The organism is Streptomyces sp. NPDC031225, assembly GCF_055570355.1.
The window spans coordinates 59,800-76,536 of sequence record NZ_JBVIHJ010000016.1; the positions used below are offsets into that span (position 1 = coordinate 59,800).

Below are 16,737 nucleotides of genomic sequence, written 5' to 3' on the forward strand. Positions count from 1 at the left end.
CCGTCCCGTTCATGCGGGGCAGCCGCCACGCAGCGGCCGTCGTAGAGGCGACCGGATGCCGATCCGACGGCCGGAACCCGGACCTGCCATTTCGCGCCGGACGGGTGGTTCGGAGCAGCCGGCCGTCGGCACACCGGACCGGATGGGAGCTCTGTCGCCCGTGTCGGCGGCACGAGGCCCCACTGGAGTCGCTTCGGATCGGCGCCGGGATTCTGGGCCGTTCCGCGTGCTGTCGTGAAGGACTGGGGTGTCACCACGGTTCGAACAGGCCGGAAACCGGGTTGTGTGAACCACTGCAGGAACGACACTCGCCACTCCGGAGGGCTGAGCCATGACCGCGCCGATCCCCGTCTACTTCATCCATGGGCTGTGGCTGCACAGCACCTCCTGGCAGCCGTGGATCGACCTGTTCCGTCAGGAGGGCTACGAGCCGTCCGCCCCGGGCTGGCCGGGCGATCCCGACACCGTCGCGGAGGCGCGCGCGAACCCGGAGAGCATCGCCGACCACGGAATCGACGAAGTCGTGGAGCACTACGCGGCACTGATCGCCGAACTGCCCGCGCCGCCCGTCCTGATCGGCCACTCGTTCGGCGGCATGATCGCGCAGAAACTGCTCGGCCAGAACCGCGCCGCGGCGGCCGTCGCGATCGACGCCGCACAGATCAAGGGAGTCCTGCCGCTGCCCCTGTCGGCGCTCAAGGCAACGCTTCCGGTGTTCCGGAACCCCGCCAACAAGCGCCGTGCGGTGTCCCTGACCGCCGAGCAGTTCCGGTTCGCCTTCGGCAACGCGGTCTCCGAGGAGGAATCCGCGGCACTGTACGAACGCTGGACCATCCCCGCCCCGGGCAAGCCGCTCTACGAGGCGGCCGCGGCCAACTTCAACCCGCACTCCCCGGCCAAGGTCGCCACCGACAACTCCGGACGCGGCCCGCTGCTGCTGATCTCGGGCGGCAAGGACCACACCGTTCCCGAGACCGTCACCCGCGCCACCCTCAAGCAGTACCGGCACTCCGACGCCGTCACCGACATCATCGGCTTTCCCGATCGGGGGCACTCCCTGACCATCGACGGCGGCTGGCGTGAGGTCGCCGAAACGGTGCTGACCTGGCTGGGACGGCAGAACCCGGAGGTCGCGCGATGACGTCGAGCACCGTCGGGCCCTCCGTCTTCGACCTCGGTCTGGCCGGGAGGAGCGCCGTGGTCACCGGCGCCGGGCGCGGGATCGGTCTGGCGGTCGTCGAGGGTCTTCTCGGCGCCGGTGCCCGCGTCGTCGCGGGTTCCAGGAGCCGCACCGATGCCCTCGACGCCCTGGTCAAGGGCGGTGCTGAACTCACCGTCGTGGAGCTCGACCTGGCCGATCCCGACGCCCCGGCCGGGCTGGTCGCGGAGGCGGTCGCCGTCCACGGCGGCATCGACGTGCTGGTGAACAACGTCGGCGCGGTGCGCCCCCGCGTGGACGGCTTCCAAGCCGTGTCCGACGCCGACTGGGAGTGGGCCCTCACCATCAACTTCATGTCCGCCGTGCGGGCCACCCGTGCCGCGCTGCCCCACCTGATCGCGAGCGGCGACGGACGGATCGTCACCGTCTCCTCGGTGAACGCCCGACTGCCCGATCCTCTGGTCATCGACTACGGTGCCGCCAAAGCGGCCTTGACGAACTTCTGCAAAGCCCTGTCCAAGCAGGTCGGGCGGGAGGGCGTCCGCGTGAACACGGTGAGTCCCGGTCCGGTGGAGACCGCGCTGTGGAAAGGCGCGGGTGGCGTCGCCGCCACCGTCGGGCAGTCGCTGGGAGTCGATCCGGTCGAGGTGGCCCGCAACGCCGCCGGCGCGGCGGCCACCGGCCGGTTCACGACCCCGGCCGAGGTCGCCGACGCCGTGCTCTACCTGGCGAGCCGGCGCTCCGGGAACATCACCGGCGCGGACTTCGTGATCGACGGCGGCATGATCGACGCCCTCTGACGTACATCTCTGACGTATGCCTCTGCGGTACGTCTCTGGCGTCGACAGGCCTGCACATGCGATGAGCGGACGGGACCGTGCCAACGGGTGCGGTCCCGTCCGTCCATGAAACCCAAGTTCCGGGTGCCGCGCGGTCTCGGTCGTGGCGGCGGCAGTTGGCGGACCGGTGCTCCAACACGGCCACCCGGCCGAGCTGTTGTGGTCAGCCGGGGCTTTCCCCGGTTGTCGAGCGGAAGCGCCCCGCGGACGACGTGTGTTCCTGGGCCGAGGAGACGGCACAGTCACCCGCATCCCGGGTTCGCCCCCGGATCGTCGGCCGCGGCGCAGTACCCTGACCTTCCAGGCAGACCGAGCGGGGGGACCCGGCTGGTGGGGGGAACGTGGATCTCGTCGGCCGGGACGAACAGCTGGACCTGCTGCGCAGACTCCTGGCCGAGCCACTGAGCCACGGGAGCGCGGTGCTCGTCCGCGGGGCGCCCGGCATCGGGAAGACGGCGCTGCTCGCCGCGACCGCCGCTTCCGCCGAACGGCTCGGCTACCGGGTGCTGCGCACCAGTGGCGTAGAGGCCGAGAGCGAGATTCCCTACGCCGGTCTGCAGCGCGTCCTCCGTCCGTTGGGGACAGGACGCGCCGGGCTCGCCGCCTCGCACCAACAGGCTCTGGACACCGCGCTCGGGCACTCCGGAGCCGGTGTCCGCGACATCTTCCTGGTCGCTCTGGCGGTCCTCAACCTCCTGGCCGACGCGGCCGCGGTCGCACCGGTGCTCGTCCTGGCCGACGACGTCCAGTGGCTCGACGACGCCACAGCCGACGTCCTGGCCTTCGTGGCGCGCAGAGTCGGCACCGAGCCGGTCGTCATGGTGGGAGCCGCTCGGGAGGGATACCGGTCGCGGCTGAACTCCGACGAGCTCACCTCCGTGATCCTGGACCCGCTCACGGACGGCCAGGCCGCGCAGCTCCTCGCGGACCGCGCCCCGGATCTGCGTCCCACCGCGCATCGCCGGCTGCTGGCCGAGGCGGCCGGCAACCCGTTGGCACTGACCGAACTGTCGCGCACCCTCGGTGCGTCGCCCGATCCGCACATCTCCCGGCTGCCCCTCACCGAAAGGCTCCAACGGGCCTTCACCGACCGCCTGGAGACCCTGCCCGACATCACCCGAGATCTGCTGCGGATCGCTGCCCTCAACGACAGCGGGTCGCTCCCCGAGATCTACCGCGCGACCCGGGAGTTCACGGGCACGGCGGCCGGACCCGCCGACCTCGACCCGGCCGTGCGCGTCCAGCTCGTCCAAGTCGTCGGTACCGAAGTGCGGTTCGGGCATCCGCTGATGCGGTCGGCGATCCAGCAGACCATGCCCACCGGCATCCGCCATGCCACGCACGCCGCCCTCGCCGCCGTACTCGACCAGGATCCCGACCGACAGGTACGTCACCGGGCCGCCGCGGCCGACAGGCCCGAGGAGTCGATCGCCGCCGCTTTGGAGGACGCCGCCCACCGGGCCGCACGCCGCGGCGGCATCGCGGCGGCCGTGGCGGCTCTCGAACAGGCCGCCGGGCTCAGCGAGGACGCCGGCCGTCGGGCGGAACGCCTGTTGCGCGCGGCCGACTTCGCCGTCGAACTCGGTCGCCCCGAGACCGTGACCCGACTGCTGGACCAGGCGCTCACCGGGCCGCTGTCACGGCGGCAGCACGCCACCGTCGTCTGGCTGCGCGGCAGCTTCGACGAGGGACTCCACAGCCACGCGTCCGGCGCCATCTCCCTGACGGCACTGGCCGAGGAGGTGGCCGCGGAGGACCACGCGCTGGCCCTGCGGATCCTGTGGAGCGCCGCGCAGTTGTGCTTCTGGTCCGACCCGGGCCCGGACGGCCGCAACAAGGTCCTTCAGGCCGTGGAGCGGATGGAGCTGGACGAGCGCGATCCGTGGCGGCTGGCCATCTGCGCCTACGCCGCCCCGATCGACCGCGGGTCGTTCCTTCTGCACCGTGCCCGGCACGTCGAGCCGAAGGAGGGCGACGACGGCCGTACGTACCGCATGCTCAGCACCGCGTCACTGCTCGCCGGAGGCTTCGACCTGGCCCGGGCGTTCTCAGCGGCCGGCGGTGCGCCGCTGCGAGCTCAGGGACGCCTGGGTCTGTTGGCCCGAACGGTCGGTGCGGACGCGTGGAGCGCCCTCGTGGTCGGCGACCTGGGCGCGGCGATCGCCGCCACCGAGGAGTCACGAAGGCTGGCGCGCGAGACCAGCCAGACGATGATGTACGGGTTGATGACCGCCACCGCGGCCAAGCTGGCCGCGCTGCGCGGTGAGGTGGATTCCGCCCTGCGGCTGGCCGAGGAAGCGGAGGGGATCGGCCTTCCGGCCGGGGCACGGCCGGTGCTGGCCACCGCGTCGATGGCACGCGGACTGGCCGCGTTGGGCGCCGGACGGTTCGAGGAGGCCTTCGGCCACTTCCGCCGGCTTCACGATCCGGCGGATCCCGCCTTCCAGGTCGCCCTGCGGCTGACCGCCGTAGGCGACCTCGTCGACGCCGCGACCCACTGCGGGCAACTGAAAACCGTGCTCCCGATCGTCACGGAGCTGGAAGAGGTCGCCACGGTGACCCCCGCACCGGTGCTGCACGCAGACCTTCGTCTGGTCCGGGCCCTGCTGGCCGCCGACGAGGACGCCGACCCGCTCTTCGCGGCCGCGCTGGGCGCCGACCTCACCGCCTGGCCGCTGATCAGGGCCCGGACCCATCTGCTCTACGGCGAATGGCTACGCCGTCGGCGGCGCAGCGTCGAGTCACGTGACCACCTCCGGGCGGCCCGTGACATGTTCGACGCGCTCGGCGCGATCCCCTGGGGGGAGAGAGCCAGGCAGGAACTGCGCGCCTCGGGTGAGACCAGCCGCCGCCGCGCCCCGGACGCCCGCGACCAGTTGACCGCCCACGAGCTGCAGATCGTGCAGCTCGCCGCCGAGGGGTTGACCAACCGTGAGATAGGCCAGCGGCTCTACCTGTCGCACCGCACCGTCAGCTCGCATCTGCATCGGATCTTTCCCAAGTTGGGCGTGGTCTCGCGCGCCGAGCTGCGGACGGTGGTCAGCGCACTGCGTTGACCACCGTCACATGACGCTCGCCGACGCGTACGCGTCGCTCTAGCGTTCCCCACGCAGGTGTCCCCGAGCAGGGGCCCATGCGGAGGGCATCGACGAGTGGGGGAGCGGTCCCGTGGTGTGGAACGCAGCTCGGCAGGCAACCGTCCGACCCGTGGCCACGGTCGCCATGGTCGGCCGTCACGCCGAACGCGAAGCCGTCGGACAGCTGCTCGACGCGGTACGTGACGGCCTGAGCGGCGTCATGGTCCTGACCGGCGAACCCGGAATCGGCAAGACCCGGCTACTGGAGTACGCCGCGGCCCAGGCCGCCGAACTGCGCGTGGTCCGGCTGACCGCGGTCGAGCAGGAGACCGGTCTCGGCTTCGGCGCGCTGCACCGGCTGCTGCGGCCGTTCCTCAACCGGGTGGCCCGGCTGCCCGACCCGCAGCGGGCCGCACTGGACGCGGCTCTGGGCCTGGCGTCGAGGCTGCCCTCGGACCGCTACCTGGTCGGGTTGGCGACGCTGACCGTGTTGTCCGAGGTGGCCGCCGATCAGCCACTGCTGCTGTTGGTGGACGATGCGCAGTGGCTGGACCGGGAGTCGGCCGAGGCGCTCGCGTTCGCCGCCCGTCGGCTGCATGCCGACTCCCTCGGCCTGATCATCGCCGTCCGTGAAGGGCTCGCGGGCACGGGCCTGTTCGACGCGCTCAGCGTGCGTTCCGTCACCGGCCTGCCCGAGGCGGAGGCCAGGGCCCTGCTCTCCTCCGGTACCCGGCGGGTGGACCCGGCCGTGGCCGACCGGATCGTCGTCGGCACCGGAGGCAATCCGCTCGCGCTGCTGGAACTCGCCGACGCCCTGACGGCCGAGCAGCTGTCCGGGATCGCCCCCCTCCCCGATCCGCTGCCGGTGGGCCGTCTGCTGGAAGAGCACTTCCAGCGCCTGGTCCGAGCCCTGCCGCCGGAGACCGGAACCCTGTTGCTGCTGCTCGCGGCGGCTCCCCCGGGCGAGACGGGGATGATGTGGCGAGCCGCCGGCAGGCTGGGCCTTTCGCCCCGCGCCGTCGAGCCGGCGGTCGCCGCGGGCATCCTCGGCCGTGGGCTGCCGACGGCCTTCCGGCATCCCCTGATCCGCTCGGCGGTGTACTCCGGCGCCGAACCCGGCGAGCGCCGCCGGACGCACGCGGCACTCGCCGCCGCCTGCGATTCCGTGCGGGACACCGACCGCCGTGCCTGGCACCGGGCCGAGGCCTGCGAGGGAGTGGACGAGAAGGTCGCCGCCGACCTTGAGGCCGCCTCCGAACGAGCCCGCTCCCGCGGTGGCTACTCCCAGCAGGCCCTCTTCCTGTCGCGCGCCGCTGATTTCACCAGCGACCCGGCCAAACGGACCGAGCGGCTGCTCGACGCGGCGCAGGCCCATCTGATGTCGGGCGACGCATCGGCGGCACGGACCGCGCTCGACCTGGCCGGGGCCGACATCCGTGGCCCGGTCATGCGCACACGCGAGCTGCGCATGCGGGCCACCGCACAGATGTTCAAGATCCGCGTCGCCGACGTCCCCGCCATGCTGATGGACGCCGTGGCCAGGCTCGGTCCGCAGGACCCACGGCTGACCTGGGAACTGCTCTGTGAAGCGCTGCACGCCGCGCTCGTCGCCCATGGCTGCACGCAGGGCACGTCGTTGGCCGACGTCGCGGCGGCCGTCGTCGCCGTGCCACGCGCCCCGGACACGGCCGCGCCAGGCCGTGACCTGCTGATGGAGGGCCTGGCCCGTCGCGTCGCCGAGGGTTATGAGCACGGCGCGCCCATGCTGCGCACCGCTCTGGACCGGCTGCGGAACGGCGGCGAGTTCGGGGACACGAACAGCCCGTTGGCCGTGATGGTGGCCATGGGCTGTGACGATCTGTGGGACATCCGGGCCGGGCGCGAACTCACCGAGCGCCTGGCGGTGGCGGACCGTGACGCCGGCGCGCTGTACGCGCTGAGCATGACGCTGCTCGTCGAAGCACGCTGTGAACTCTGGGACGGACGGTTCACGCGGGCGGAGGTCCGCTACGCCGAGTTCGACGACATCGCGGCCGACACCGGCTTTCCCGGTGGCGGGGACATCAACCGCCTCCACCTGTTCGCCCTGACCGGCCGGGAGGCCGAACTGCGGGCGGCGGTGCGGCGGACCGCGGAGATGAGGGGCAGCGGCCACGGCCTGCTCCAGCTCCTGGCGCAGCACGCGCTGAGTCTGTTCGAACTGGGGCAGGGACGCTACCGGCAGGCGATGCGGCACGCCCGAGCGGTTTTCGAGGCCGACCCCCCGGCCTGCGGCAACCTCGTTCTTCCCCTGCTCATCGAGGCCGGTGTACGGGTCGGTGACCGAGCCGGCGCGGGCGCAGCCCTGGCCCGGCTGGAGGAACGCGCCCCGCTCGCCGATACTCCCTGGGCACTGGGCACCCTGGCTCTCGGCCGGGCTCTGACGGCCGAGGGCGACGATGCCGAGCAGTGCTACCGGGAGTCGGTCGACGTGCTGGAATCGGTCCCGATGGCCCTGGAGCAGGCCCGGGCACGGCTGCTGTTCGGCGAATGGCTGCGTCGCCGCAAGCGGCGTTCCGATGCCAGGACACAGTTGCGCGCCGCGTACGAGAGTTTCGACACCTTCGGGGCGGTGCCGTACGCCGAACGTGCCCGGGCCGAGTTGCTGGCGACCGGCGAGACGGCCCGCAGGCGGACGGAGGAGACCAGGTCCGACCTCACGCCGCGGGAACGGCAGGTGGGCTCCATGGCCGCCTCGGGGCTGACCAACGCGGAGATCGCGACGCGGTTGTTCATCACCACCTCGACCGTCGAGTTCCACATGAACAAGGTGTTCCGCAAGCTCGGCATCACCTCCCGGAGGCAGATACCTCGCGCGATCGGCGAACCGGACCCGGCCGACGGCTGAGCCGTGGGTGCCGTTCAAGGCGCTCGGCACAGGCCGAACCGGGTCCGGGACATGGGATCGAGGCCGCACCACCGCACTGCACAGCCGGGCCGGGCGGGCCGGGGTCAGGAGACCGTGAAGTCCTGGAACTCCGCGATCCCGCGAGCGCTGGTCCAGCCGTTCGCCGCCGTCATGAAGACCCCCACGTCCTGGGTTCCGGCGGCGCCGCCCGGTGTGGCCGTGCCGATGGTGGTCCACGTCGTGCCGTCGGTGCTGGCCTCACCCGTGTATGCGGAGCCCGCGCGCGTCAGGCGCAGGAACACCGGTGCGGTGAAGGAGCCGGCCATCTTGATCGAGTCGAACCTCCCGTCCTCACCGGAGTCCCAGGACAGCACGCATCCGTTGGACGGCGTCACGGCCAGGTTGACGTACCCGGGCGAGCCGTCGGCCGACAGGTCGTTGCGCACGATCAGCCCGGCTCGGGCCCAGCCGCCGGTGCTGTCCTGCGAGACCACCTTCACCGTGGCGGTGGAAGCGGCCCCGAACGCCCCCGCGCGGTGGATGGCACCGAACTGGTTGGTGCCGGCCCACAGGTCGGCGCCCGCGCCCTCGATGGCGAGCGCGGAACCGGACTGGCCGAACACGGCGTCGTTGAAGCTCACGGTCCGGTACGGCTCCCGCACCCCCGTCGCCGCCATGAGCCGCACCGACGCCGCGGCCGTCCCCCTGGGCGAGCCCGCAGAGGCGCCGCTGCGGTAGGTGGCGGTGGCAGGGACGCGGGTCACCAGGTCGGTGACGGTGCCGGTGAGCGTCAGCTCGAAGTCCGCCGAGAACGACTCACCCGGCGCGACCGAAGCGGAGGTCACCGCACCCACCGGCTTGGCGGTCATCCCCTTGGGCGCCTGGACGGACAGCGTCACCCCGGTGGCCGGCGCGAACCCGTTTCGGTTGGTGAACGCCACCGTGACGGTGACCGCACCGCCCTCCGTCACCGCGCCCTTGGGGGAGGACGCCGTCAGCGTGGCCTGGTGCGGGTCGGCGGCCAGGGCGTCGTGCACCCGCCGCGCCAGCTTGTGGACGTCACCGGTGGTCCTCGTCGGGTAAGTGTCGTGCTGGTGCGCCCAGTTGTCCTCCAGCACGAACCAGTCGATCGCCTTCGGGGCGCGGTTCTCCTTCAGGGCCCGGGACAGTTCCTGGAAGTACGTCTTCCAGCGGGTCAGATAGAGGCCGCCGACCAGCCCGGACCACTCCCGGTTGGCGTAGTCGTGCAGCCCCTCCTCGCTGCTGACCCGGCCGCCCCAGGTGGTGATGATCGACCGTGCGTCGTACTCCAGTTGGTCCTTCTCGGCCCTCGTGCCGCCCCAGGAGCGGGCATCGGCGAGCCACCGGCCGAGCAGGTGCTGCCCGCTGGTGGCCAGCACCTTGTCCATGAGCCTCATCCAGTCCAGCCAGACGCCGGTGAGCTCGTCGAAGCGGGCGCGGTCGGCGGTGTCGTAGGCGGCCTTGATCTGCGGCAGCAGCATCCGGCTCCGGTTGGACAGCACCTGCCGGGCCACGTCTGCCAGGTCGTACCGGTAGGCCGAGCTGTCGCGCAACGCGGGCGCCACCTGCAGCAGTTCGGTCAGCGCCCGGTCGAAGACGGTGGTGTCGTAGCGGTCCGCCTCCGGACCCCAGGCGGCGGCCTTGTTCGCGCCCAGGCTCGGGCGGGCACCGAACAGTCCGTCCGGTGCCTCGCTCCAGGCGTCGGCGCGGGTCATGCCGTACGCCGTGTCGCGGATGGTCTGCCAGGCGGCGAGGGCGTGCGGGTCCGCGGCGCCGTACCGGGACACCGCGTACGAGGCGAACCAGTCGTCGAGGTCGATCGTGCCGGGTGTCCAGGCCAGGTCGGTGAGCAGGGCCAGCGCGGCGTGGTTGTTGTCGGCGCCCTCCGGCATGGCGGCGATACCGGCCAGGGCGCTGTTGTCCTTGTCCCGCCACTTCGGGTATTGCTCCACCCAGTCGGGGGCGTTGGCGCCCATCGGGGTGTGGCCGCCGAAGTTCCAGATGCTGCCGAACGCGTAGGGGGTGCCGCCCCAGTCGCTCTCCCGGTCGGTGACCGTGGTGTAGCGGTCCGAGAGGCCGTCGACGACGAACATCCCGGACTTGTCGACGGCGTCGAGGATGTCCCTGCTCGGGTTGTTCTGCCAGCCGAGGATCGCCCAGACGGCGCCGGGGTGGGCCTTGCGCAGCGCCGCCTCCACGGCCTTCGCGGCCTCTCCCACGGGTACGTCGCCCGGGTTTCCGCCTTCGTGCAGCAGGTCCATCTTGTACATCGAGCTGTCGCCGAGGCGCCCCGACTGGGCGCGGTAGAAGGCGGCGGCGACCTCCGCGAACGCCGTCGTGCGCGGGTCGAGCCAGTCGGGTCGCTTGAAGGCGCCCCAGTCGCCCTGGGGCACGACCCGCGCGTCACCGCCGTTCCGCGTCACGAACCCGTCGGGCACGGTCCCGAAGTAGCCGGGCAGCACCGGGGTCATGCCCAGGTCCCGCAGCCGGTCGGTGATCTTCGCGGCGAGGTCGGCGCGCTTCTCGATGAGGCGTCGGGAGACGGGGCCGCCGAACCCCGACATGTTCTGCAGCAGCCACCACGGCTGATGGGCGGGAGCCGGTATCCACGCCCGCAACTCCGCGTCGGAGTAGCCGAATTGGCGGAAGGTGTCGTAGTAGACGGCGTCGGCACCGGTGTAGACGAGGACCTCGTTGACACCGTGCAGAGCGAGGACGTCCAGTTCCCGTTCCCAGGCGTCCCAGTCGCGGTACGGCCCGGTGTAGCCGTCATTGGTGTCGTTGAGGGCGAACCGGTGCGGCACGTTGGCCGTCGCGGTGATCTCCCCGTCGGGGGCGGGCAGCAGCCGGGGCAGGTCCAGCTGTTCGCCGTTCCAGGAGATGTCGGCCTTCGCCGCCCGCCCGAGATAGGTGTGGAGGCCGGTGAGCAGCACCGCCGGGCTGGTGCCCTGCACGGTGATCGCACCGGTCCGGCCGGTGACACGGAACCGGTCGGCGCCGCCGGGGGCCAGTGCGCGGAGCGTGACCTGACGGTGGTGATCGGGCAGCAGCCGGCGCAGCGCCACCGACGCGGGGGTGGTGTCGAACGGCTTCGCGGCCTGGCCGACCGCCCCCGGAGCCGCGTGGGCACCCTGCGGCGGGGACAGCAGCACCACACCGCCGAACGCGGCCGCTCCCGTCAACAGACCTCTGCGGCTGAGGGGTTGATTGCCTGTCATGACGTTCCTCTCAAGACTTTCCGGATCTTCGTGCTCAGATCGGCTCGGCCGCACCGCGGCTCGGATCAGGCGACGGTCATCGCGAAGATGTGCAGGGCTGGACCACCGCTGCCCACGCCGTCGCCGACCTTCGGCAGCACGACGGAGTGCAACTCCCTGTCCTGGAGATCGACGCCGGAGGTGAAGAGGCTGACCGCGCTGTCGTCGCGGCCCGACGGAAGGTTGCGGTACGGCAGCACGACCGCCGCGGAGGCGTACGCCCCGTACCAGTCGGGGACGTCCACGGAGAAGTCCTGCTCGGTGCCGTCCGTGTACACGACCTTCCCGGTGCCCCGGCCCGCGCCCCAGGTGCTGGTGCCGAGAAAGGCCAGCCGGCTGCCGGTGCCGGACAGCCGTACGCTCTGGCCGAGCGACACCACGTTGTCCTTGCTGCCCGGCTCGGTGTCCGGCCAGGTGAAGGCGGTTCCGTCATAGGTGACCGAGGCGCCGGGGGTGAGTCCCGCCGACGCGAGCGCCTCGGCGGACAGGCTGGAGCGCGAGCCGTCGATGTCGGCGGTGGTGGTGTCGGTGTCGGAGGAGATCCCGGCGTTGTCGAAGGCGCCGGCCAGTGTCCGGTAGGGGAGGTGGAGCAGCGAGGTCGCGCGGGTGCAGTCCGATCCGTGCTCGTGCACGTCGAAGACCGCGTGGGCGACGAACGGGACCACGCCCTCGGCGTCGTCGGACAGCCGGGTCTTCCAGGTCCGGGTCACCGACCGGCCGGTCGCCACCGTGCCGAGGGAGACCGTGCGGCCGGCGCCGCCGTCCACGGAGAAGGACAGCACTGTGCCGCGCAGCGCGATCCGGGTGGTGTTGGTGAGTTCGGCCGTGAGGGTCACCGACTCACCGGGACCGGGCGCGGCCGGCTCGAAGGTGAGCGAGACGGGCGGCGTGAGGAAGTCCTCCTCGGGGCGGTAGCGGCTCACGCTTCCTCCACGGTGAAACGGTCGAAGAGCGCGCGGACGGTCGTACCGGGATAGTTGGTGTTGACCGCGCTGGCGACCACACCGGCGTCCATGGCCCCGCTCGCCGAGGGCACCGTGACACTCGCGACCTCGGTCCAGGACAGCAGGTTGGTGGTGCTGTACGCCGTGTACGTGGTGCCGGAGCGGACCAGCCGCAGCCAGGACGGGTGGGCCGAACCGCCGCCGCCGGCCCAGGTGTCGAGACGTCCGTCGCCGTCGCTGTCGGTCATGAACTCCAGGCCGTACCGCAGCGACATCGTCAGGACGGCGTAGCCGCCCTTCTCGGGCGCGGTCAGGTCGTTGGCGACGGCGATGCCGTACTTCGCGGTGGGGTTGTCGGTCCCGGTGAGGCCGACGGCCTCGACCTGCACGGCACTCGACTCGGTGACGGAGCCGGGGAGGTGGACGACCCCCTTCTCGTCGGTGCCGCCGGACAGGTCCCGGCCGCCCGCCCAGATCACCAACTGGCTGCCGTACTGGGCGAATTCGGTATGGTCGGCGGTGGTGAACGTGCGGTACGGGTCCCGCACCCCGTTGGGCACGTAGGGCACCGTGAACGTCTTCGCGGCCCGTGCGCAGTCGGTGCTGCGGCTGTCGACGTCGAAGACGAGGTGCGCGGAGAACGCCACGTCGCCGGCCACGTCGGCCGGCATCGCCGTCTCCCAGCGGCGGGTGGTTCGCGCGCCGCGCCGCAGATCGCCGAGCGGGACGGTCTTCGCCGCGGTGACGGTGCCGGGGCCGATCAGATGGAGCACGGCGTTGCGGAGCGGGAAGGGACAGTCGTTGGTGAGGACCGCCGTTGCGGTCACCGTGTCGCCACTGGTGGGCTCGGCCGGCTCGGTGGTGACGGTGAGCGTGGGCCCCAGGGTGTCGAACTCGGTCGCGTTGCGGATTCCCATGCGGCTCACCGGTTCCAGTCGACGGTGAAGACGTTGGCGATGCGGCTGGGAAGGGACGACGGGACGCTGATGTGGATCTTTCCGTCACGGCGGGTCCACCTCAGGGTGCCGCTCGTGCCGAGGAGCCTGATCCTGGAGGTGGCGCTGATCGGGATGTCGCCGGGTATGGAGAGGGTGCCGCTGGGCGCACCCAGGGCGATGATGTTGAACTTGCCGGGGGAGACGGTGTACCGGATGCCGAGCGGGCCGCCTTCCTCCTCGGCCCGTACCCAGGGCGCCGATCCGTAGATCGCGGGGCCGTTGACCTTCAGCCAGGCGCCGATGTCCCGCAGGCGTTCCTGCATGATGCCGGGGATCGTGCCGTCCGCCTTGGGCCCGATGTTGAGCAGCAGGTTGCCGTTCTTGCTGACCACGTCGGCGAGCAGCCGGATCAGGAACTCGGAGGTCTTGTAGTCCTCGTCGGGCTCGTGCTTGTTGTAGCCCCAGGAGTAGCCGATGGTCATGCAGCACTCCCACTTCTGCGGGTCCATCGTGGGGTTGGTGCGCTGCTCGTACGTCGCGAAGTCGAAGTGGGTGTCGAACCGGTCGTTGATCACGACACCCTTGGGGTGCTTACGGTTCTTGGCCCGGTTGTAGTAGTGGGCCATGGCTTCTTCGCTGCGCCAGGGCGGGTTGCCGGTGGGCCGGAACCACTGTCCGTCCGCCCACAGCAGTTCCGGGTCGTAGCGGTCGATGATCTCGTGCAGCTGCTTGAGCTCGTAGTCGCCGACGTAGTCCGTCACCGGCTTGTAGCCGGTCAGCGGGATCTCCTTGTCGGTGTAGAAGTTGCGCATGGGCCGGCCGATCGACGGGTTGAAGAACTCGCCGAGCGAGTAGTACAGGCCGGGTCGTACGGTGCCGCGCTTGCGGGCCGCCGTCATCAGCTCGCCGACGAGGTCGCGCTTCGGGCCGTACGCCACGGAGTGACGGTTCGTCACCTTGCTGGGGTAGAGGGCAAATCCGTCGTGGTGCTTGCTGGTCAGCGCGAAGTACTCGGCACCCGCCTGCTCGAACAGCCTTACCCACGCGTCCGGGTCGTAGTTCTGCGCGGTGAATTGCGGGATGAGGTCGTCGTAGGTGACGTTCTCGCCGTAGGTGTCGCGGTGGTACTTCCACTCGGCGGTGTCCTTGGTGCTCTGGTACCACAGGTACCACTCGGAGGCGCTTCTCGGTGTCGCGCCCGCGATGGCCGAGTAGATGCCCCAGTGGACGAAGACGCCGAACTTGGCGTCCTTGTACCAGCGCGGCACCGGGTGGGTGTCGAGCGACGCCTTGGTCGGCTGGTAGTCGGCGATGCCGTTGCCGGTCGGGCCCGTGCCGGTGAGGGCCTGGGCGGTGCCGGGCGGGGCGAGGAGCACGGCGCCGCCGACGGCGGCAGCCGTGGTCATGAAGTGCCTGCGATTGACTGCCATTTGGGAGCCTCTCACTTGGTCGTGGAGAAGGAGTCGAAGACCGCGGTGGTGGTCTGGCCGGGGTAGTTGAGGTTGACGGCGCTCGCGACCAGGCCCGCGTCGCCGTCGCCGCTCGCGGACGGCACGGTGGCGGCGGCGACCTGCTGCCAGGCGGTCCCGTCGGCACTGGCGTAGGCCGTGTAGGTGGTTCCGTCGCGGACGAGCTTCAGCCAGGCGGGGTGGTAGGAGGAGCCGCCGCCGGCCCAGGTGTCCAGGCGGCCGTCGCCGTCGCTGTCGGTCAGGAACTCCAGGCCGAACTGCGCGGACATGGTCAGGACGGCGTAGCCGCCCTTCTCGGGCGCGGTCAGGTCGTTGGCGACGGCGATCCCGGCCTTGGCGGAGGGCCCGCTGCCGGTCTGCCCGACGACGCGGGCCGTCACGGAGCCGGCGGCGGGTGCGGCTCCGGGCAGGTAGACGGCGGCCTTCTCGTCCTTCCAGCCGGACAGGTCCTGGCCACCCGCCCAGATGGCGAACTGGCCGCCGTTCTGCGCGAATTGGGCGTCGCCGGTGGTCGCGGTCGTCCGGTACGGCGCCTGTACGCCGGAGGGGACGGGGGTGACCGTGGCGTCCACCTCGTCGGCGTCGGACCGCGGTCGGCCGTTCTGGTGGTAGGAGGTGCGAACCCCCAACGGGTGGGTGCCCCAAGCGGTGTCGGAGCCGGGGGTGACGGTCCAGGTGACGGTGGTGCTCTGCCCGGGGCCGAGGGTGCGCAGGCGTTCGCCGCCCGTCGGTTCGGCGGACCAGCCGGCCGGGAGCTCCAGCCGGGTGCGGAGTCCGGTGGCGGCCGTGCGGCCGTCGTTGGTCAGCGTCGCCGTGATCTTCGTGCCCTTGCCGCCGGTCCCCAGACTCGGCCGGTACGGGGTGAGGCGGACGCGGGTCGAGGGGCAGTCGCGCGCCACGCGCAGGCCGGGAAGGTCGATGGCGTCGGCGAACGCCTTCATCCCGGTGTCGTTGGGGTGCAGATGGTCGCCGGAGTCGAACGCGGCGCCATACCGGGTGGGATCGTCCGGGTCGCGTACGGCCCGGTCGAAGTCGGCGTACCCGTCGAGGAATCCGCCGGAGACCCGGACGAACGCGTTGACCTTCTGCCGGTCGGCCTCCTTGGCCTCGGTCCACCAGTCGCCCCAGCCCCGGTACGGGACGACCGTCGCGCCGATCAGCCGCATGCCGCGGCCGTGCACGCGCCGGGCGATCTCCTTCATGCCGTCGATCACCTGGTCGCCGGTGGCGCCACCCCAGCTGAGGTCGTTGACGCCTTCGAAGAGGACCACCGTGCGGGCGTTCGGCTGGGTCAGGACATCGCGCTCCAGCCGTTCGAGCGCCGAGGGGTTGCCGTCCGTTCCCGCGGTGATCCGGTTGCCGCTGATGCCCTCGTTCAGTACTCCGGCGGGGGTCGTGCAGGCGGACAGCCGGGTGGCCAGGTAGTCGGGCCAGCGCCGGTCGGCGTTGGACGTGGAGGACGCCCCGTCGGTGATGGAGTCGCCGAGCGCCACGACGGACCCGGCCGCACTGCCACCCCGCACATCGACCCCGGTCAGGAACGGGAAGGTGGAGTCGGTCCTGGTGAAGGCCCCTCCTTCGGCGTCCCCGGCGTGGTCGCCGCCGCCGTCGGATGTCCAGTAGACGGTCTGCAGGCCCATCCAGTGCTGGCTGATGTGGGTGAGCCGACCCGGGAAGTACAGGCTGACCACCACGTCGCTCAGAGCGGGCACGGTGAGCCGTACCTGGTCACTGGCCGCCTGCCCGCCCGCCGGGATCGTCACCTCGCTCTTCCCGCCGAAGCTCAGCTTGCGCGGCTTGGTGACAGCGCTGCCGTCCTCACGCAGGCCGACGGTCGCGTGTCCGATCGTCACCGGCTCGGTGGTGAAGTCGTTGGTGAGCCGGATGCGCACGCTGGACCCGCCCGCGCTCACCCGCACCGGGATGCGCACGGTCACCTCGGAGGTGCCCGGGTCGTAGGCGGCGTGCTGGGCGGTGGCCCAGGTCCCGGTCCACCCGTGGGTTCCCGTCCGTGTCTGCTGCACCGGTGCCGCTTGTGCCGTGGGCGCCGCCGGGAGCAGCAGCCCTGCCAGTACGGCGACCGTGCCCGCGGCCAGGGCCGCCAGTCTTCTTCGGTGTCCGAGAACTCGGAGCACTACGGTCCTCC

9 protein-coding genes are annotated in these 16,737 nt (G+C 71.6%); 4 read left to right on the plus strand and 5 right to left on the minus strand.

The genetic code is table 11. The annotated features are described in order from the left end of the window. Positions 1–331: 331 nt before the first annotated feature. From ACZ48Z_RS26145 to ACZ48Z_RS26160, 4 genes are all read left to right on the plus strand, one after another. Complete coding sequence (locus tag ACZ48Z_RS26145) at positions 332–1,141, plus strand: alpha/beta hydrolase (protein WP_468738313.1); 810 nt, start codon at positions 332–334, stop codon at positions 1,139–1,141. Beyond that, positions 1,138–1,959, plus strand: coding sequence for an SDR family NAD(P)-dependent oxidoreductase (locus tag ACZ48Z_RS26150; protein WP_468738314.1), 822 nt, complete (start codon positions 1,138–1,140; stop codon positions 1,957–1,959). The genes ACZ48Z_RS26145 and ACZ48Z_RS26150 overlap by 4 nt, the downstream gene beginning before the upstream one ends. A gap of 380 nt (positions 1,960–2,339) precedes the next feature. Then, on the plus strand, positions 2,340–5,054 hold the full coding sequence (locus ACZ48Z_RS26155) for an AAA family ATPase (protein ID WP_468738315.1): 2,715 nt from the start codon (positions 2,340–2,342) through the stop codon (positions 5,052–5,054). 151 nt (positions 5,055–5,205) lie between these two features. Continuing rightward, on the plus strand, positions 5,206–7,962 hold the full coding sequence (locus tag ACZ48Z_RS26160; RefSeq protein WP_468738316.1) for a helix-turn-helix transcriptional regulator: 2,757 nt from the start codon (positions 5,206–5,208) through the stop codon (positions 7,960–7,962). A gap of 104 nt (positions 7,963–8,066) precedes the next feature. On the opposite strand, the gene ACZ48Z_RS26165 is transcribed toward ACZ48Z_RS26160, so the two are convergent. The 5 genes from ACZ48Z_RS26165 to ACZ48Z_RS26185 all read right to left on the minus strand — a co-directional run bounded on the left by ACZ48Z_RS26165 (position 8,067) and on the right by ACZ48Z_RS26185 (position 16,726). After that, complete coding sequence (locus ACZ48Z_RS26165) at positions 8,067–11,201, minus strand: alpha-N-acetylglucosaminidase (protein WP_468738317.1); 3,135 nt, start codon at positions 11,199–11,201, stop codon at positions 8,067–8,069. A gap of 65 nt (positions 11,202–11,266) precedes the next feature. Continuing rightward, positions 11,267–12,163, minus strand: a complete 897-nt coding sequence (locus ACZ48Z_RS26170; protein WP_468738318.1) for a beta-glucosidase — start codon at positions 12,161–12,163, stop codon at positions 11,267–11,269. After that, complete coding sequence (locus ACZ48Z_RS26175) at positions 12,160–13,101, minus strand: hypothetical protein (RefSeq protein ID WP_468738458.1); 942 nt, start codon at positions 13,099–13,101, stop codon at positions 12,160–12,162. Before ACZ48Z_RS26175 ends, ACZ48Z_RS26170 begins: the two co-directional genes overlap by 4 nt. Positions 13,102–13,106: 5 nt before the next feature. Then, positions 13,107–14,552, minus strand: a complete 1,446-nt coding sequence (locus ACZ48Z_RS26180; RefSeq protein ID WP_468738319.1) for an alpha-L-fucosidase — start codon at positions 14,550–14,552, stop codon at positions 13,107–13,109. A gap of 11 nt (positions 14,553–14,563) precedes the next feature. Beyond that, positions 14,564–16,726, minus strand: a complete 2,163-nt coding sequence (locus ACZ48Z_RS26185) for a GDSL-type esterase/lipase family protein (RefSeq protein ID WP_468738320.1) — start codon at positions 16,724–16,726, stop codon at positions 14,564–14,566. Between the last annotated feature and the right edge of the window lie 11 nt (positions 16,727–16,737).

What these genes read in the sequence shown, in the direction of transcription:
- ACZ48Z_RS26145 (WP_468738313.1), top strand. Translation starts at nt 332, where the DNA reads ATGACCGCGCCGATCCCCGTCTACTTCATCCATGGGCTGTGGCTGCAC.
- ACZ48Z_RS26150 (WP_468738314.1), top strand. Translation starts at nt 1,138, where the DNA reads ATGACGTCGAGCACCGTCGGGCCCTCCGTCTTCGACCTCGGTCTGGCC.
- ACZ48Z_RS26165 (WP_468738317.1), bottom strand. Translation starts at nt 11,201, where the DNA reads ATGACAGGCAATCAACCCCTCAGCCGCAGAGGTCTGTTGACGGGAGCG.
- ACZ48Z_RS26175 (WP_468738458.1), bottom strand. Translation starts at nt 13,101, where the DNA reads ATGGGAATCCGCAACGCGACCGAGTTCGACACCCTGGGGCCCACGCTC.
- ACZ48Z_RS26180 (WP_468738319.1), bottom strand. Translation starts at nt 14,552, where the DNA reads ATGGCAGTCAATCGCAGGCACTTCATGACCACGGCTGCCGCCGTCGGC.